Annotated in this window: 20 protein-coding genes and 2 pseudogenes; all 22 read left to right on the forward strand. The window is 62.8% G+C overall.

The genetic code is table 11. The annotated features are described in order from the left end of the window. Positions 1-29: 29 nt before the first annotated feature. The 22 genes and pseudogenes from EP379_RS05520 (at position 30) to EP379_RS05625 (ending at position 17,812) form a co-directional block, all read left to right on the forward strand. Complete coding sequence (locus EP379_RS05520; protein ID WP_127476626.1) at positions 30-797, forward strand: PFL_4669 family integrating conjugative element protein; 768 nt, start codon at positions 30-32, stop codon at positions 795-797. An 81-nt stretch (positions 798-878) separates the two neighbouring features. Further along, positions 879-1,298 carry a DUF3158 family protein gene (locus tag EP379_RS05525; RefSeq protein WP_127476628.1) on the forward strand — a complete coding sequence of 140 codons (420 nt, stop codon included), beginning with the start codon at positions 879-881 and terminating at the stop codon, positions 1,296-1,298. A 156-nt stretch (positions 1,299-1,454) separates the two neighbouring features. Then, a complete protein-coding gene (gene ssb / locus EP379_RS05530) occupies positions 1,455-1,850 on the forward strand; it encodes a single-stranded DNA-binding protein (RefSeq protein ID WP_127476631.1) in 396 nt (131 codons plus the stop codon). Beyond that, the gene (locus tag EP379_RS05535) at positions 1,831-2,118 is read left to right on the forward strand and encodes an HU family DNA-binding protein (protein WP_127476634.1); all 288 of its coding nucleotides are present in this window, start codon (positions 1,831-1,833) and stop codon (positions 2,116-2,118) included. The genes ssb and EP379_RS05535 overlap by 20 nt, the downstream gene beginning before the upstream one ends. A 249-nt stretch (positions 2,119-2,367) precedes the next feature. Continuing rightward, positions 2,368-2,745 carry a hypothetical protein gene (locus EP379_RS05540; RefSeq protein ID WP_127476637.1) on the forward strand — a complete coding sequence of 126 codons (378 nt, stop codon included), beginning with the start codon at positions 2,368-2,370 and terminating at the stop codon, positions 2,743-2,745. Next, positions 2,742-2,966: a hypothetical protein gene (locus EP379_RS05545; protein WP_197722866.1), complete on the forward strand. Its 225-nt coding sequence runs from the start codon at positions 2,742-2,744 to the stop codon at positions 2,964-2,966. Before EP379_RS05540 ends, EP379_RS05545 begins: the two co-directional genes overlap by 4 nt. Continuing rightward, positions 2,963-5,383: a DNA topoisomerase 3 gene (locus EP379_RS05550; protein WP_172600388.1), complete on the forward strand. Its 2,421-nt coding sequence runs from the start codon at positions 2,963-2,965 to the stop codon at positions 5,381-5,383. Before EP379_RS05545 ends, EP379_RS05550 begins: the two co-directional genes overlap by 4 nt. Further along, positions 5,356-6,234, forward strand: coding sequence for a ParB/RepB/Spo0J family partition protein (locus EP379_RS05555; protein ID WP_127476639.1), 879 nt, complete (start codon positions 5,356-5,358; stop codon positions 6,232-6,234). Before EP379_RS05550 ends, EP379_RS05555 begins: the two co-directional genes overlap by 28 nt. Positions 6,235-6,252: 18 nt before the next feature. Beyond that, positions 6,253-6,507 (forward strand): hypothetical protein, encoded by a 255-nt coding sequence (locus EP379_RS05560; RefSeq protein WP_127476641.1) that lies wholly within the window; start codon positions 6,253-6,255, stop codon positions 6,505-6,507. 250 nt (positions 6,508-6,757) lie between these two features. After that, positions 6,758-7,213: pseudogene (locus EP379_RS05565) on the forward strand (DUF3577 domain-containing protein); the annotation flags it as partial. 1,038 nt (positions 7,214-8,251) lie between these two features. Then, complete coding sequence (locus EP379_RS05570) at positions 8,252-8,737, forward strand: DUF3275 family protein (protein WP_127476647.1); 486 nt, start codon at positions 8,252-8,254, stop codon at positions 8,735-8,737. 4 nt (positions 8,738-8,741) lie between these two features. Further along, positions 8,742-8,948 carry a hypothetical protein gene (locus EP379_RS05575; protein WP_127476649.1) on the forward strand — a complete coding sequence of 69 codons (207 nt, stop codon included), beginning with the start codon at positions 8,742-8,744 and terminating at the stop codon, positions 8,946-8,948. Between the two features lie 427 nt (positions 8,949-9,375). Then, complete coding sequence (locus tag EP379_RS05580; RefSeq protein ID WP_127476651.1) at positions 9,376-9,573, forward strand: DUF7706 family protein; 198 nt, start codon at positions 9,376-9,378, stop codon at positions 9,571-9,573. An 86-nt stretch (positions 9,574-9,659) separates the two neighbouring features. Then, positions 9,660-10,268 (forward strand): hypothetical protein, encoded by a 609-nt coding sequence (locus tag EP379_RS05585; protein ID WP_127476654.1) that lies wholly within the window; start codon positions 9,660-9,662, stop codon positions 10,266-10,268. Positions 10,269-10,534: 266 nt separating this feature from the next. Next, on the forward strand, positions 10,535-10,738 hold the full coding sequence (locus EP379_RS05590) for a hypothetical protein (RefSeq protein ID WP_127476657.1): 204 nt from the start codon (positions 10,535-10,537) through the stop codon (positions 10,736-10,738). Positions 10,739-11,029: 291 nt separating this feature from the next. After that, positions 11,030-11,443 (forward strand): annotated as a pseudogene (gene radC / locus EP379_RS05595) (RadC family protein); the annotation flags it as partial. Positions 11,444-11,547: 104 nt separating this feature from the next. Then, positions 11,548-12,663 (forward strand): DUF6094 domain-containing protein, encoded by a 1,116-nt coding sequence (locus EP379_RS05600; RefSeq protein ID WP_127476662.1) that lies wholly within the window; start codon positions 11,548-11,550, stop codon positions 12,661-12,663. A gap of 7 nt (positions 12,664-12,670) precedes the next feature. Next, a complete protein-coding gene (locus EP379_RS05605) occupies positions 12,671-13,081 on the forward strand; it encodes a hypothetical protein (protein WP_127476664.1) in 411 nt (136 codons plus the stop codon). A 263-nt stretch (positions 13,082-13,344) separates the two neighbouring features. Continuing rightward, on the forward strand, positions 13,345-15,594 hold the full coding sequence (locus EP379_RS05610) for a DEAD/DEAH box helicase family protein (protein ID WP_127476666.1): 2,250 nt from the start codon (positions 13,345-13,347) through the stop codon (positions 15,592-15,594). A gap of 784 nt (positions 15,595-16,378) precedes the next feature. Continuing rightward, entirely contained in the window at positions 16,379-16,861 is a 483-nt protein-coding gene (locus tag EP379_RS05615) for a lytic transglycosylase domain-containing protein (protein WP_232023983.1), read from the forward strand. Then, positions 16,806-17,507, forward strand: coding sequence for an OmpA family protein (locus tag EP379_RS05620; RefSeq protein ID WP_172600389.1), 702 nt, complete (start codon positions 16,806-16,808; stop codon positions 17,505-17,507). The genes EP379_RS05615 and EP379_RS05620 overlap by 56 nt, the downstream gene beginning before the upstream one ends. Next, positions 17,504-17,812, forward strand: coding sequence for a hypothetical protein (locus EP379_RS05625; RefSeq protein ID WP_127476674.1), 309 nt, complete (start codon positions 17,504-17,506; stop codon positions 17,810-17,812). The genes EP379_RS05620 and EP379_RS05625 overlap by 4 nt, the downstream gene beginning before the upstream one ends. Positions 17,813-17,817: the final 5 nt, after the last annotated feature.

Raw genomic sequence — 17,817 nt, forward strand, 5'->3', positions numbered from 1 at the left:
CCACAACTTGACCTACAGGAGAGCATGCCATGACAACACCGGCAGTCAGTGAAGCACAGGCATCACGGCCCCGTTCCGATGCGCCCGGGGCCCTGCGCAGCCAGGCAACCATGGAGATACAGACGCGCCAGGCGCAGCGCCTGGTGTTCGGGCGCATGGCGGCCGAGGGCCAGCACGAGATCGTCGGCCTGCTGCGTTTTGCGGCGATGCTGCGCCCCATCTGGGGTGGCAGCATCGCGGACGACCCCTACGCCGACTGGTGGCTGGTGAAGATCGAGCGGGAGCTGATGCGGGCACGGAACCAATTGAAGGAGATGGAGAACACGGTGGAGCAACTGCTCGCCGGCGCGCCGGCGGTGAACGTAGTTGTGGCGCAATCTCTCGCGCCGGCGCGGCTCGACCTCAACTTCTCAAACCCCTACGCCTTCCACGGCGCCTATCTGCTGGCGGACTTCGACAAGCTGGTGCGGGCGGTGCTGACCGCACGACACGTCGGTTTGATGGATCTCCAGACCAGCGAACGATTATTGGCTCAGGGCGGCAAGCAACTGCGCTCGGCCTACGAGGCAGCGAAAGGCTACCGCTACATGGGTGCAACACGTGAAGACCTGATGCAAGGGACGGCGAAAGCCGTGAAGGCCCGTGAGGTGATGGGAGACCTGCCGCAGCCGGTACTCGCCGGTGAACTGCGTGCCGCTTACGCGCCGAAAGTGCGCGGCCCCCAGGATGCGGACACTCATACCGATGGAGCGGATACCGACGATGAGACCGGTGCGCCAGTCGAAGGGACGGCATAGCGCTGACGTACTGTTCATGTCGGATTGCTGACGTAGAGGTGGTGGCCCTAAAGGGCCCTTTAAGGGTAAGGGGAGGGGCGGGTGAGTGAGAAGTGGATCGGTCTTCTGGAGCTGCCGTTCCGGAATCTCCGGGAGGCGAAAGCCCAACTCGAAGAGCTGGAGCGACGGCGTAGGAAGCTCCAGCAACTGGGGCGCGACATGGTGCAGGAATTCCGGGAGCGGTTCCCGACGGCACCTGCCTACCCTGCACGCTACTCGGACAGAACGTTGACCGGGTACCGGTGGCGGCGTGCCGGCCACAACGCGGTGAGCTTCGACATCACCTCGGACGCCGGGCGAGCAGTCCTGGAGCAGGTACCGGCAGATGTGAGGCGGGTATGGCTGGCGTTCGAGAGGCGACGGATCTACCTGAACATGGCACTCGCTGTCACCGACTACGAGCGCATTCGGCTGCGCGACTTTCTCGAGCGTCTGGATCGCCTGCGCGCAGTAGAAACATGACGATGTCGAGAAGCGGCCGCGTTGTGTATGCGGTTCGCGTACTGCATACACGCAGCCCACGTAATCACTTCCCGAATCCGTCGCCATTGTCGATTGTCGCCTACTGGGTATGCCGATAAATCTGCCAGTGCATCAAATCACTCAAGGAGAGCACGCATGGCAAATGACTTCAAAGGCAGAGGCAATCTGGGCACGGCGCCGACGCTCAAGCACGTGGACGTGGACGGCGAGCGGCGCGCCGTGGCGCAATTGCGCGTCTACTTCGACCGCAGCGTGCCCGATGGCAACGGCGGCTTTGCCGACCGCGGCGGGTTCTGGCTGGATGTGAACCTGTGGGGTCCGAAGGCGGAGGCCGCGGCCAAAGTGCTGGCCAAGGGTGCCCGTGTCGCGGTGACCGGAACCCTGGTCAATCACGAGTGGGCGGACAAGGACAGCGGCGAGCCGCGCGCCCGGCTCGAAGTGCAGGCCGACCATGTCGATCTGGACCTGTCGCGCGTGGAGAGTATCCGGTTACGCAAGAAGGAGTCAGCTGATGAAGCAGAAGCTGACTAAGACCGATCTCGCCGCGGCGGTGGCGCTGGCGTGCGACTTGCCGAAGGAGCTTGCAAGTCGGGCCGTCGATACCGCGATTAATTCCATCGCCCACGCCCTCTCCCAGGGTGAAGATGTCCGTCTCACGGGCTTCGGGACATTCAGCACGCGGACCCGGCCGCAACGATCGGCCCGTAACCCGCAAACAGGGCAACCCATCGTCGTGCCGGAATCCCGCCTTGTGCGCTTCGTGCCCGGCAGCGTGTTACGCGAGGCGGTGAAGCAGTGATGAACGGGCAGAGCTCCTCGCTGCGCGTCGAGCTGGTAACCGCTTTGTCGGTGGCTCGGGCATCTGTTCCCATATCGACCCTCAAGCGCCGCGTTACCGTGACCCGCCACGAGTCGCGTATAGGGTCAGAACTCAGGCGCATGGAACGCGACGGCGTCGCACGTTTCACCCGCGACGGCGGGTGGGAGCTCGTGCCGCATGAGGCAGAGGGAATGGGGTCCTGATATGGCGGCCCCGTGTCGAAACAGGTTGAGCATCGGTGACGTGGTTCAAACCAACTATGGCACGGGGCCGTATCGCGTAATCGACATCGAGCGCGATTGCACGTGCCCAAGCTATCTCGATGCGCTCGATGTCGGTGGCGATGAGGCGCCCCGGTCTGCTCCGCACATGCACATCACCTGTGTCGAATCATCGACGCCAGTGCGTAAGCGCTACGGGGAGCGTGAGCTTCGCTGGTTGAGCAGATTCGTCGAGACCGGTGACGGGCGCATTGTCAACGTTTGGAACGATGACGAGCTGTTCTTTGTAACGTCTCATGACGCAGCGACGATGCTCACCGTCTCGGGCAAGTTCTACGACGTGGTCGCTTGCCGGGGGCGACTGGACCGGGAGGTCTGCCCATGAGCAGCTATCCCTTTACCCAGGGCGAGTCCGGAATGTCGTGCGCTGTCGCCACCTGCATCGGCTGTGGCTGCGATGATATGCATGCTTGCTGGGATGAGATCACCGAAACGCCATGCAGTTGGATTCGGCTCGATCGCAATTCAGCGCGCGGCGTATGCAGTGCCTGCCCCGAGCACGTGGAGCGCTGGGACAACGGCGACAGGGAGGCTCAGGTGCCATGAGCCGCCTCTTCCTTTGCGAGAAGCCTTCCCAGGCGCGGGACATTGCCCGCGTACTGGGCGCCCAGGGCAAGGCGGACGGCTGCCTCAGCGGCAGCGGGGTGACCGTTACCTGGTGCTTCGGGCATCTGCTTGAGATGGTGCCCCCTGAGGGCTACGGCGAGCAGTACAAGCGGTGGGCACTCGATACCTTGCCGATTCTGCCGGATAGCTGGCAACTGGAGGTCAAGAGCGACGCGCGCAAGCAGTTCAAAATCATCAAGGGGCTGCTGGCGAGCGCGCGGGAGGTCGTGATCGCGACTGACGCGGATCGGGAAGGCGAGACCATCGCGCGCGAGGTGTTACAGCTTTGCCAGTGGCGAGGGCCGGTGGCCCGGTTGTGGCTCTCGGCACTGGATGACGCGAGCATCCATAAAGCGCTTGGCGCGTTGCGGCCCGGCGAGCAGACCCAGCCGCTCTATTGGGCGGGGTTGGGCCGCGCCCGGGCAGACTGGCTTGTCGGAATGAACCTGACCCGCGCCTATACCGTTCTTGGCCGGGAGCGGGGTCTTGACGGCGTATTGTCGGTGGGGCGCGTCCAGACGCCGACTTTGCGCTTGGTGGTGGATCGCGATCGAGCCATCGAGTCGTTCCGGCCGGTCCCGTACTGGGATGTGCTGGTCACGTTTGCTGCCGACAGCGGGCGCTTCCGCGCGAAGTGGGTACCGCCGGAGACGGTGACGGATTCCGAGGGCCGCTGTATCAACGAACAGGCGGCCCGCACGCTGGCGCAGCGGCTGGTAGGCAAGCAGGGAGTGGTGGCTGCTGCGGAGACCAAGCGGGCGCGCGAAGCACCGCCGCTGCCCTATGACCTGGGAACCCTGCAGCAGGAAGCTGACAGGCTGTACGGGATGGGGGCGCAACAGGTCCTGGATACGGTGCAGGCGCTCTACGAAACCCACAAGGCCGTCACCTACCCGCGCACCGATTGCCCCTATCTGCCGCAAAGCATGCTGGCGGAGTCCTCCGCGGTGTTGGATGCCCTGGTCCGATCGGACCAGGGACTTGCGGCAGCCGTCGCCGGCGCGGACAGGGGGCTGCGCTCCAAGGCCTGGGACGACAGCAAGATCACCGCCCACCACGCGATCATCCCCACCAAAGCAGCGTGCGATGTTCCGCGTATGAACGATGGCGAGCGACAGGTCTATGACCTGATCCGTCGCCGTTACCTTGCACAGTTCTACCCGCACCACGAATTCGACAAGACGCTGGTCTCTTTGTCGACCGACGGAGAGCTGTTTCAGGCGACTGGCCGGCGCGTTGTCGCCGATGGATGGAAAGCGCTGTACCAGCTCTCCCGCGAGGAGCACGACAGCGATGACACTGATGACCAGGAACTGCCACAACTCACCAGGGGCGCGGCCTGTCCCGTGGCCGGAGCGGAGGCGGTGGCGAAGCAGACGAAGCCGCCGGCGCGGTTCACGGAAGGTACATTGATCGCCGCCATGAAAAACGTGGCGAAGCTGGTTACCGACGCGCGCCTGAAGCAGATCCTCAAGGAAACGTCAGGGCTGGGGACCGAGGCGACGCGGGCCGGCATCATCAAGACCCTGCTCGAACGGGGTCTCCTGCAAAAGCGGAAGAAGAACCTGATTTCCACCGAGACTGGCCGGGCGCTCATCGATGCGCTGCCTGAGCCGGTCAAGGAGCCAGGGACAACCGCGCTGTGGGAACAGGCACTGGACGATATCGCCCAAGGGCGCGGCAGCCTGGAGGAGTTTGTGCGGCGCCAGGCCGAATGGGTTGCCACCATGGTGGAACGGGCTAAGCAGGGGGGCGAGCTTGGCGGTGTACCGGTACAGCAGCATGCGTGTCCCGAATGCGGGAAACCGCTGCGCAGGCGCAAGGGCAAGAGTGGATTTTTCTGGGGATGCTCGGGGTATCCCGGATGTCAGGTCACCCTACCGGATGAGGGTGGCAAACCGGGGCGCCCGCGCGGGCAGGCCGCGGGCAAATGCCAGTGCGGCGGCGCCGTCGGCGAATCCCCAAAGGCGTGGCAGTGCGAGGCCTGCCGCGCAATCGTGTGGAAGGAGTCGTTTGGCAAGAAACTGTCGGAGTCTCAGGCGCTGGAGTTGCTGGCAGGCAAGACCGTACTGCTTCGCGGTTTGAAATCGCAACAGGGCAAGAAGTACGACTCGCACGCGCACATCGAAAACGGGAAGCTCGCACTCGTGTTCAGAAACGGTGACCGCGGCTCGGCGCAACCTGATGCGCCGGCGAAGAAGAGCACTGCAAAGGAGGCAGCGATCGGCGGCTCGTGTCCTGAGTGCCGCAAAGGCACACTGGTTTTGCGCGCCATGAAGGGCGGAAAGAATGACGGGCGAGCCTTTGTCGGCTGCACCAGGTTTCCGTCATGCCGGTATTTCGCCTGGAACGGATGATGGGGGCTGCCATCGACGTGCGTCGCGCCACACCAGGCCAACCGGGCGTATCAGGGCCAGGCCGTGACGGCTCCCTGGTGCAGGTCGGAATCGAGCAGCTCCGGCGTGGACGCTTCCAGCCGCGGCACGAGTTTCCCGCCGAAACCCTCCAGGAGCTCGCTGCATCCATCCGCGCCCAGGGCGTCGTTCAGCCGATTGTCGTCCGCCCGGTACCGGATGGAGGCTATGAGATTGTCGCGGGCGAGCGCCGCTGGCGCGCGGCCCAGATTGCGGGCCTGTGGGAGGTACCTGTCGTCATTCGCATAATCGACGATACGACGGCCGCCCTGTTCGCGCTGGCCGAGAACGTTCAGCGCGAAAACCTCAATCCCATTGACGAAGCTGAAGGCATTGCCCGCCTGGTCGACGACCTTGGTCTGACGCACCAGGATGTGGCCGACGCCCTTGGCTACAAACGTGAGCACGTCTCGCACCTGTTGCGCATCACGCGCCTGGAACCACAGGTCAAGGCGCTGGTCGCCTCGGGATTCCTCACCTTTGGCCACGCCAAGGTTCTTGTCGGGCTTGCGAGAAACGCGCAGATCGCTATGGCGCAGACGGCGGCGGAACGAGGTTGGACCGTAAGGCGACTCGAACAACAGGTAAGAGCGCCGAGCAATGCCCATTCGCAAAAAAACCGGCGCGATCCGGACATCGCCCGCCTGGAACGTCGCGTTGGGGAGACGGTTGGCTCGCCGACCTCGCTCGATTTTGATGAGGCATCGAAGAACGGTACGATAACGTTCAGGTTCCACAGCCACGAGGAACTTGAAGGGATACTCGCGCGTCTTGGAGTGCGCGTCGACCAGTAACACGGAGGAAGAACAACGATGGGCCAATTTGGCGTACAAACAACCATGGAGCCTGGCGAAGCCGCGGCGGTAGTTCAGATATTCGAACAGGGCGCGGGTTTCACGCTCAGTTCGACGCAGCGCACGCGTGCGCAGCAAATCGTGCTCACGCTTACCCCGCGCGCGACCGTGGAGGATTTCATTGCAGCTGCCGAACAGCAGCCGGACCTGAACGACTTCGCGGCGGCTGTTCGTGGTTATTTCTCTGAAGGATGTGGGTCGGAAAGCTCTTGACGCGCGCGCAAACGCTCGTCTATAAATTGCAACATTCAACCGTGGTCACTGCGGCACCAGTGGCACCAGCCGATGTTTCATCGGCCCCTTGAAGCCTCTCCGGATCGGGAAGAGAGGCGGACCTCCGGGTCCCGATCCTTGTTCAATACCTTCATCAACCCCATCGGGGAAACACCTTCCCCATGCGGGCGCTTATACCAAGCGTGGTGTTTTCCCCTGTTTGTTCACCTACCAGCAGAGGAGACACACCATGAGCAACATCACTTCCAAGTATTTCGATCTCCACATCGACGGCTTCGGTTACCTGAACCGTGCCCGGGTTGTCGAACCCAAGAAGGGCGCGCCGTTTCTGGCCGTCGACATCACGGCCATTCACGGTGATTCGGAAAACCCGCAGAAGACCCGCTTCGATTGCCGCGTGAGCGGCGCCGAGGCGAAGAAGGTCATCGAGCAGTTCATGTCCCAGATCAACGATCAGGGCCGCATGGCTGCCGACGGCACCACGGTTCGCCACAAGGTGCTGGCCGGTTTCCGACTGGGCGATCTGTACACCGACGTTTTCACCTACGACAAGGGCGAGAAGAAGGGGACTACGGGCGTCAGCCTGAAAGCCCGCCTTCTGCGCCTGGACTGGGTGAAGGTCGACGGCAACACCGTCTACCAGGCGAAAGCCGAGACCGCCCCGGTGAACCAGGTGACCGATGCACCCGCTGCTGCGGAATCGGATACCTGCATCGCGGACGAGGACGTCGATGCGCTTCTGCCGGATGAGGTCAGTCTGTCGAAGGACGATCCCAACTTCGAGGCCCGCAAAGCGGAGCTGAAGAACAAGGGCTACCGCTTCGATGGCAAGGCCAAGGTCTGGCGGCTGCCGAAGGCCGCCTGATACGTCAAACCACCGCCGGGGAGGAAACTCCCCGGCTCTTTCCAAAATGTTCGCGTGAGCATTTCGGAAAGACGATTTTTCGGTGGTGGCCACAGCCCAGAATGTGGCGCCCTTGCCGGCGATTCGCCGGTCCCTTGAAGCCTCTCCGGATCGGGAAGAGAGGCGGACCTCCGGGTCCCGATCCTTGTTCGACATCTACTTCAACCACCCTGCCGGGGACAAGCTCACCCCGACAGGGGCGTGGCTTTCTCCGGCGTTTTTAACCAGGAGAAAACGCCATGTCCGCTTCTATCTTCGCTCCGAAAATGTTTGTTCTGTACTTCATGGTCGCCCAAGTGATCGCTATGGCGATCGCGGGGTAACCGACTCCCCGGCCTCTGGCCGGGGTCTCCCCCGAACGTCGTGCGCCGGCGTTCGGGGGAGACCCCGGTCTTACACACGAGCCCTGAGGAGGAGACGACCATGAGCACTGAAGGCATTGAGGTTATCGAGTTGGAGGTCGAGGAGATCATCCTCGCCAGCGACGATTCGAGCGAAGAGTAAACGGGACGCCGCCATGCGCGGCGTCTCTCCAGAGGACCGGGCGCCGGCCCTGCGGAGAGATCAGTTTCCACCGTAGCCACTGCGGTTCAGTGGCACCCTGCCGGCTTGCGCCGGCGCCAGGCAAGCGCCTTCGGATCGGGAAGAGGCGCAGACCTTCGGGTCTCGGTCCTTGTTCAATATCGGCTTCAACATGGATATGCAGAAGCGCGGATTCATTTCTGTGTTTTTGTTTGTCCTGCCTTCCAACCCCGCCGGGGCGTTCTCGCCTCGGGCGAGGACTCCCTTGGTGCAATTTAGCCAAGAGGAGCAATAGACATGATCAAGCTATCAGGTTCTGTGCAGATCAGATCCATCACCGGTCGTAACGGCCCTTTCAATGTCGGGCGTCTCAATACCGAGATCGGCGAATTCGCCGTGAAGCGCGGCATTGAGGAGTTCGATGCCGGCGTGTATTCGGGAGAATTCACTATCTCCCGCATCTACCCGGCCTCCTTCGTCATCGGCGGGCGTTCCATCGTCGAGGTCAGGGCCGATGTCGAGGCCATCGCGCTTGTCGATGTCGATACCACGTCCGACGACGAGCCTGTAGCCGCTCCCGTCGAACCCGAGCCGGAGCCGGAAACCGCCGCGGCATTGCCTGATGAGGATGCTGAGTTGTTTGGCGAGATCTGGCCGCTCGGTGACAAGGTAAAACTCGACCCGACGGTTGACCGCTCTCTTCTTCGCAAACAGGCCACTCGCCTGAAGGAATTGGGATACCAGTTCCAGCCGGTTGGCAGGCTGTTCCAGAAGGGGGCGTAAGGACATGGCTGTGAAACGTGATGCACTGGCAATCGCACGCGAGATATTCGGCCGGTCCTTCCCTGATGGCGCAACGTCATTTGCAACGGAAGGACGGATCGCGACATTCGTGGTCGGGCCCGGCCGGCTGATCGATGTGCCGTTCAACGACGATCAGGCGGATGCGCTGCGCGCTCACAACATGATCGGTCCCTGGGGCACTTTCTTCTAACCAAACGTCCGCCCCTCCGGGGGCGGGCCTTTCCCGAGGGCCTGCGGTGCGGGCCTTGCGAAAAAGCGGTTTTACACCGTGGCCACTGCGGTTCAGTGGCACCCTGCCGGCTCGCGCCGGCGCCAGGCAAGCGCCTTCGGATCGGGAAGAGGCGCAGACCTTCGGGTCTCGGTCCTTGTTCAACAACGTCGTCAACCCTGCCGGGGATACACCTTTCCCCGCAGGGGCGTGGTGTGCCTCCGGCGCAACTATGGAGGGCCACCATGCCAATCGAGGACTTCAGACGTATTCCCTTATCTGCCTTACGTCGCGTTGGAATGACGTTGTACGTCGCCAGATTCGCGGGACACAGATATCGACTCAATATCGCACGGGACGGCTCAGTACGGCTGCTCTCGATCAAATCACTTCACTGAGGAAGCTGATCATGGCGGACACTGAACCAGTCGTCATCACGGTGGAGCTGACCGATCAGGAGGCCTGGGATTTCGCGCAATTTCTCAAGCGCGTTGGTCACAGCGACTACCTGGTGAATGCGGAAAACAGCGAGCAGGCGTACCGCATGCTGTTTGCCGGCGAGAAGGTGCGTGCTGCTTTAGCGGACGTCGGTTACGCACCAAGGTAAGCATCTACGTTGAACCAATAACCCGCCGGGTGCACACCTGCCCCGTCGGGGCGTGGTGCGCCCCGGCTTCTAGCGGAGGCAGCACCATGCTTGAACTACCAGAGGTACCCGGCATCTTTTGCGATGCCCACCTTGTCGACGAAACCGGGCTTCGGTTCCTTTCCGTCTGGGGGAGGGACACGGCGATTCAGGAGTTCCTGGCCCGCCTGTCTCTCCCGGAGCGCGACGGCGGCATTCGGTCATTCTGGATCGGAACGTCCGGCCTGGAAGGCGCGCGCTTTGTTCCGTCGGTGGACTCGGAACGGTTGATACGTCTGACCGCACGCCGCACCGGATCGGTATTCGGCGAATTGATCCACCTGTGGCTCTACGACCGCCTCGCGGTTGACCCCGACCGTTCCAACGGACGCGCGCTGCTGTTGCATCACAGCGAAGCGAACGATCTGACTGGCGCGTTGTGGGAGCTGCTCAAGCAAACCCTATGGGTGCCCGTGCTCGATCATTGGCGCGATCTGCTGCTGGACCATCTGGATGAGCTCGGCTGTCTGACCCGTCTGGATGGATTCCGTGTCGGTGCGTTTGCGATCGACCTGTCCAACCGTGAGCGCATCGAACAGGAGGTTTCGTTCCTGGTTAGGAGAGGGCAGCTTCAGATCGACAGTAAATGCGACGTCACGGCCCTGCAAGCGGCTTGAACTCGCATACCCCGCCCCTCTCCGGGGGCGGGCCTTTCCCGAAGGCCTGCTGTGCGGGCCTTGTGGAAAGGCGGTTTTACACCGTGGCCACTGCGGTTCAGTGGCACCAGCCGATGTTTCATCGGCCCCTTGAAGCCTCTCCGGATCGGGAAGAGAGGCGGACCTCCGGGTCCCGATCCCTGTTCGACGTCAACCTCAACATCCCATCCGGGGAAGCACCTTTCCCCGGCGGGGCATGGTGTTCCCGGTTCAACCAGGAGAACACCATGGATAAAGAAACCATCAAGGCATTTATCGCCTGGCTCGAAGCCGCTACCGAGGAAGAGATTCTTCAGCGGCGCGAACAGGCCTTGAATGCACGCGTTTCCACGCGCGAGGGGAAATCCGACGTCAAGCTGGCTCTTCGTCTGATTGACGAGGAGTTGATTGCGCGCCTCGATTTGAAGCGTGTGAAGACTGGCAAAGGCTGAGACTGGCTTTGCCTGAGAGGCGCTTGTTGATGCGGTCGAATGTTTCAGTCTCACCTGTGAACAAGGCTCTGACGAGCTCTTGTTCCAGAAGACCCCGTTCACCGCGGATCACTTTCAGCTTTTCCATGTCGCGAGCGTAGTGCGTCAGCGGCATCGAATCAACCCTGCCGGGTACGGTGTACCCCGGCAGGGGGCACTTCCGGCTTCATTCTGTGGAGGTGTCCTATGACTCAGCAAATTTCGATCATCGAGCTGTCCGACGATGATGTGATCAAATATGCCTGTACTGTTCTGGAGCAACGCCTGGCGTATCGCACCGATCCGGAGAACGTAATTCTTACCTCTCCCGACGCCTCCAGGCGCTATCTGATGCTGAAGCTCGGCGATCGGGAGCAGGAGGTGTTCGCGGTGATGTTCCTCGACAACCGCCACCGGTTGATCAAATACGAGGAACTGTTCTACGGAACGATAGACGGCGCTTCGGTACACCCGCGGGAGGTGGTAAAAGCTGCGCTACGTCACAATGCAGCCGCGCTGATCATCGCGCACAACCATCCTTCGGGCGTGCCGGAACCGTCGCGGGCGGACGAATCGATAACCCGTCGCCTGAAAGAGGCCTTGGCCTTTGTCGATATCCGCGTCCTCGACCACATTGTGGTCGGCGGCACGGAGGTCACGAGCTTCGCAGAACGCGGGCTCATTTAACCAACGGCCGTTCATACCGGCCAGTCCCGCAGGGGAGACAAGCGCTCCCCGCGGGCGCTTCGTCTTCCTTGGTTCATTTCTCAACATCAACCAAGGAGGCAAAGATGGCTCTCATGTTCCAGCGCCTTGCGCGCAATTTCATAAAGAACGGGTATTTCCCGACTGACGAGGACACCACGGCGCGCATTCTGGCCGCAGTGGCTCCCTCGGACCGGCCGATGCGGATTCTCGACCCGTGCTGCGGCGAGGGCGTGGCGCTTGCGGAAGCGGCCCATCACCTCGAGGCGTTCGGGAAGGGGAACCTGGAAGCCTTTGGCGTGGAGTACAACGAGGAACGGGCCTACCACGCCAAGACGCTTCTTGCCCGGTGTATCCACGCCGATCTGATGGACGCGGTCATCCAGCCGCGATCCTTCGGCCTGCTCTGGCTCAATCCTCCCTATGGCGATCTGGTCGCCGATCAGGCCGCGGCTTCCGCCGCGAAGTGGAAGGGGAGGAAGCGGCTGGAAAAGCTGTTCTACGAGCGGACTATCGGAACGCTTCAATTCGGCGGGGTACTGGTGTTGATCGTTCCGCACTACGCCCTCGATCGGGAGTTTGCCACATGGATTGCCAGGCATTGTTCATCGGTGCAGGTCTTCCGCGCATCTACCGATCAGTTCAAGCAGGTGGTGGTGTTCGGCGTGCGCAAACCTGTGTCCGATGGCATGGACCTGGAGGCGCGCGAACTGCTGGCGGCCGTCGGCGCCGGCGATCGGGAGGCTCCCGCATTACCTGATGCCTGGGACGGCCCGCTCTACGTCGTTCCGCCGGCGCCGCAAGGTGAACCGAAGTTCTTCACCATGCGGATCGACCCTCGTCAGCTGGGCGAGGAAACGCGAATCGCCGGGCCGACGCTGTGGGACCGCTTCGTCACAACATTTCAGTCGCGTGCGCGGGAACACCGCCGGCCGCTGAGGTCGTTGTCACGGTGGCACTTGGCGTTGGCCTTGTCGGCCGGGCAGATCTCCGGTGCGGTCCGTTCCAACGACGGGAGGACTCTGCTGGTGCGTGGCGACACCCACAAGGAGAAGGACGTCAGGATAGAGCACGAGGTCAACGAGCGGACCGGGGATGTGCGGGAAACCCGCATCCACCTTGATCGGTTCGTCCCGGTGATCCGCGCCATCGACTTCACGCCTGGCAGTGCGACGTTCGGCGATGTGCTGACGATACGGTAAGGAGGGCATGACGATGAAGTACGTTATTCAATACGAGCTGCCCTACGTGCACCGGGTACAGGTCGGCATTGAGGCCGGAAGCGCGGAGGATGCCATCGCCAAGGCCCAGCGGTTGTTCGACGACGGAAGTATTTGGGATGACTCGCCTGACGTTCCTTTGCTCTTCGACGACTACGAAGAAGAAGGCGATGCGGGTGTACCTCCCGGATTTTCGGTCGAACAGACCTTGAGCGACGCCGAATCCTGGCCGGAAGCCGAGGCAAGCGTGAAGGCAATCCGCCGGCGGGATGCCGCTTCTCGTGCGGCCGCGTTGCTTGTTGAGGCCTACAGGCGCGGTGAGGAGCACGGCGGTTCAGTGGCCTGGGAGGATATCGATCAGGCGCTGGAAGCCGCGCTCGAAGCCTTGCCCGAGCGTTGAACTTACCCGCCCCTCCGGGGGCGGGCCTTTCCCGAAGGCCTGCGGTGCGGGCCTTGCGGAAAGGCGGCTTTACACCGTGGCCACTGCGGTTCAGTGGCACCCTGCCGGCTCGCGCCGGCGCCAGGCAAGCGCCTTCGGATCGGGGAGAGGCGCAGACCTTCGGGTCTCGGTCCTTGTTCAACAACGTCGTCAACCCTGCCGGGGATACACCTTTCCCCGCAGGGGCGTGGTGTGCCTCCGGCGCAACTCTTGTCGGAGGTTACATGGAAAACGTCATTTCACTGTCGCAGTTCGTCGAAGACTTTGGCGATGGGTTGCTGGAGGCGGTCGCCCGCCAGAATCCGCCTGTCCACGACGGCACGCCGGACCCGTTCCGGGAGTTGGTCATGGACGGGCTGACGCGCAAGCCGTTCGATGCGCAGCGTGACGCGGTGCAAGCCGCGGTCAAGCTGCTCAACGACGCGGGCGAGCCGGCCGCGATCATCAATGCGGAGATGGGCACCGGCAAAACCATGATGGCCATCAGTGCCGCGGCCGTCATGCACGCAGAGGGAGCGCGGCGTTTCCTGGTGGTCTCGCCACCACACCTGGTTTACAAGTGGCGGCGCGAGATCCGGGAAACCATCGCAGGCGCGCGCGTCTGGGTGCTCAACGGCCCGGATACGCTTCGCAAGCTCATCGCCATGCGCGGGATGATCGGATTGCCCTCGCCGGACGAGCCGGAATTCTTCGTCCTCGGCCGTGTGCGCATGCGGATGGGATTCCACTGGAAGCCGGTCGTCGCCGTAAGGAAGCGGCATGTCCGGCAGTTCACCGAGGACGGAAACGAGCGGTCGCGATCCTTGGTCAAAACGACGGAGGTTGCGGCATGCCCGGATTGCGGCCATGTGCTTGTGGACGTTGAGGGTATCCCGTTGCCGCCCGCGGCCTTCCCCGACGATATGCGTCGTAGCTGTCCCGAGTGCGGGGTGGCGTTGTGGACGCTTATCCGGCCGGGGAAACCGAAGAGTCGGCGCGATCTGGTACGCCAGGCGCTGCTTCAAATCCCGACGATCGGGCCGAAGTCCGCGGATCGGTTGTTGTCCGTGTTTGGCGAGGAGGCGCTTGAGGAGATGCTTTCCGACAACGTCTATGAGTTCGTCAACCTCATGGATGACAAAGGCGAACTGATGTTTGCGGATCGTCAGGCGGCGCGCATCGAGCGCAGACTGGCGGCCCTCGAGTTCAACTTCGGGCAGGGCGGATATCAACCCACGGAGTTCATCAAGCGGTATCTGCCGCGTGGCTTCTTCGATCTGCTCATTGTGGACGAAGGCCACGAGTTCAAAAACGAGGGGTCGGCCCAGGGGCAGGCCATGGGCGTCCTGGCCAACCATGTGCGCAAGGTCTTGCTGTTGACCGGCACGCTCATGGGAGGCTATGCCGACGATCTCTTCTTTCTGCTGTGGCGGATCATGCCCCAACGGATGGTAGAGGACGGCTTCCGTCCCAACGGTCGTGGCAGCCTCGGATCGGCGGCCATGGAGTTCATGCGGCAGCACGGTATCCTGAAGGACATCTACAAAGAGACTGAAGGCGAATCGCACCGCACGTCCCGCGGCAAGCAGGTCACGGTACGCACGGTGAAGGCCCCGGGCTTCGGCCCCAAGGGAATCGCCCGCTACGTGCTTCCGTTTACGGTGTTCCTCAAGCTCAAGGACATCGGCGCCGATGTGCTGCCGCCCTACGAGGAGCGTTACGTGGACGTAGCGATGGAGCCGGAACAGGCCGAGCGCTACAACCACTTGGCGTCGACGCTCACGGCGGAGCTGAAGGAGGCCCTGCGCAAGGGGGACAACAGCCTCCTGGGGGTGGTGCTCAACACGCTGCTTGCGTGGCCCGACACCTGTTTCCGGGAGGAGGTTGTGAAACATCCGCGCACGCGGGCGCTTCTGGCCTTCGCCGGTTCGGTGTACGGCGAGGACGAGCCGACACCCAAGGAACGGGCCCTGATCGACCTGTGCAGGAAGGAGAAGGCCCGCGGCCGCCGTGTGCTGGCTTATACGGTGTACACCGGTACGCGGGATACCTCGGGCAGGTTGAAAGCTCTGCTGGAGCAGGCTGGCTTGAAGGTTGGTGTGCTGAAGGCCTCCGTGGACACCTCCCATCGGGAGGATTGGATCATGGAGCAGGTGGAACGGGGGATTGACGTGCTTGTCACGAATCCGGAGCTGGTGAAGACAGGACTCGATCTCCTGGACTTCCCGACCATCGCCTTCATGCAGACAGGGTACAACGTGTACACCCTGCAGCAGGCGGCCAGGCGCTCATGGCGGATTGGCCAGAAGCTGCCGGTCGATGTGGTCTTTCTCGGCTATGCGGATACGGCGCAAACCACGTGTCTCAGTCTCATGGCCAAGAAGATCGCCGTCGCCCAATCCACCTCGGGCGACATGCCGGAAACCGGTCTCGACGTGCTGAACCAGGATGGGGACAGCATCGAGGTCGAGCTTGCCAGACGACTTGCCGCGTAAACCTCGGGCCGCCTTCGGGCGGCCCTTCTTTTTTCCGGGTCTGTTAGACTCTGCCGGATATACGGTCTCACCCGTGGCCACTGCGGCACCAGTGGCACCCTGCCGGCTCGCGCCGGCGCCATAGCCCCTTCGGACCGGGAAGAGGGGCAGGGCATTTCGCCCCGGTCCCGCGGCCCACACAACAACAAGCCTCTGGACCTGGAGGCCGCTCAACCTCGCGCTGGCCGTGAACCGGCGCTTCTTCCTTCTCCTTGGCCTGTTTGACCGCTTTGCGGCGACAAGCCGCGGGGGTACTCCATGGATGGGATGCAGCTCGCCGGCGTGCTGCCGGTGGCCTTCCCCGAGACGCCAGAGGTCTCCGGGAAGGCCACCGGCCTTCGTTCAAACACGCCGGTCGCCCGCCACCGGAACCTTGGCGGAGCCCCTTTGTGCGGGAAACCGCGCCAGGTACATCCGAACCTGCCGCCCCCGGAACCAGGTTGGCAATGAGCACAGGGCCGAAACGGGAGGGCCTTGAGGCCGTTGCAAGGGGGCCAATTCGCACATGCGCGTCCGCTATTCCACAGCCGTCGGACGTCGCTTTTCCTCTACGCCGACTCCAATGCGAAGCGCCCGGCCACGCGCCGGGCGGTTCCGCTTAATTAATCCCGCCCACAACTCGGCTTAATTTCGCCTTCTAACACCTCCCCACCTGCCGCACATTGTCAGCGCCGCGGTTCGCTGGACCACGGCGACACCCTCCACCCGCGCCCCTCGGGGCGCGGATTTAATCCGAGGCGACAGCTTGAAAGCGGTTCTCGTGGCAACAGCACTGGTGGTTTTCGTACCCGCGGCAAATGCGGCATACGACCAGTGCTTTGCCGAGGCAGCACAGCGCTACGGCGTCGCCCAGGAACTGCTCCGCGCGATCGCGGCGCAGGAGAGCGGATTAGATACCGCAGCGGAAGGTCGCAATGCCGACGGAAGCCGCGATATCGGGGTGATGCAGATCAACACCTGGTGGCTTCCGCTGCTGGAGAGATACGGCATCCACGAGGAACACCTCTGGGAGCCGTGCCTCAATGTGCATGTGGGCGCCTGGATACTCGCCGGCAATATCGCCCGGTACGGATACACCTGGGACGCCGTCGGCGCGTACAACGCAGGCACGGCGAAATCGAAAGAAGCCAAAAGGCGACGGGAGAACTATGCGCATAAGGTCGCTGGTCAGCTTGTTCTGCATCGCGCTCGTGACGGGCTGCGCGGTACAGCACAGCAAAGTCGCTGACCCGGAAGATTGGCGGCGCGGCATTGCCCAGACCGCCCAGGGGAAATACGTGGTGTGCGAGCTGTGCCCGACGAAAACGCCCAAGACCCCTTACCGCCCCGAACGGAGCGAAGCCGCTGTTGATTCATTGCCGGCGGCGGGTGGCGAGCCAACAGCAGACAGCCCGTCAGTACCACCGGCCATCAACACCTCGAAGCATACGGAGACCGTAGATCGGATGACTCAGCGCCCCGGCGAAGCAAACGGTGCGACAAGCAGCGCGGACGACGCCGGAAAACGCCTGCCGGCAACCTCGCAACCGCTGCTGACTCTGCGGTTCCCTTTCGACGTCGCCCGTCTCCAGGCCGAGCACAGGCAGGAACTCGCAGAATTCGCGGCCAACGTATGGCCGACGCTACAGGTCAAGTCACTGGTCGTTGTGGGTCACACCGACGATATCGGTCCCCAGGCCTACAACGATTCGCTCGCACTAAAGCGCGCTGAAAACGTTGCCTCCGTGTTGCGCGAGCTGGGTGTCCGGCCCGTGCATACCGAGGCCGAGGGCAAGTGCTGCTACGTCGCGGATAACGAGACCCCGCAAGGCCGCGCCCTCAATCGTCGCGCCGAAATCAGACTTTTCGTTAACCCAAAGGAGTCAACGCAATGACCGTTCGCAAGCCTGTACGTTCTTCCGTCGCCGGCATGGTGCTCGCCGCGATTGTTCTCGCCGTCGCAGCTGCGCCCGCACTGGCCGGCACGGGCGGCGCCGAACTTCAACCGATACTCGACTGGTTCACGGGGCTTGTCCAGGGCACCGGCGGCAAGCTGATCGCTGTCATCTCTCTGCTGGGTGCGATTGCGGTGACCGCGTTCACGTTTAAGGTGGCCGGCATCGGCGGTCTGCTGTTCATCGTGCTGGGCGCCGCATTCGGCGTCGCATTCATCAACTCGATCATCACGGCCGTCGTGTAAACGCC

The organism is Sulfurivermis fontis, assembly GCF_004001245.1.
Classification (GTDB): Bacteria; Pseudomonadota; Gammaproteobacteria; order Thiohalomonadales; family Thiohalomonadaceae; genus Sulfurivermis; species Sulfurivermis fontis.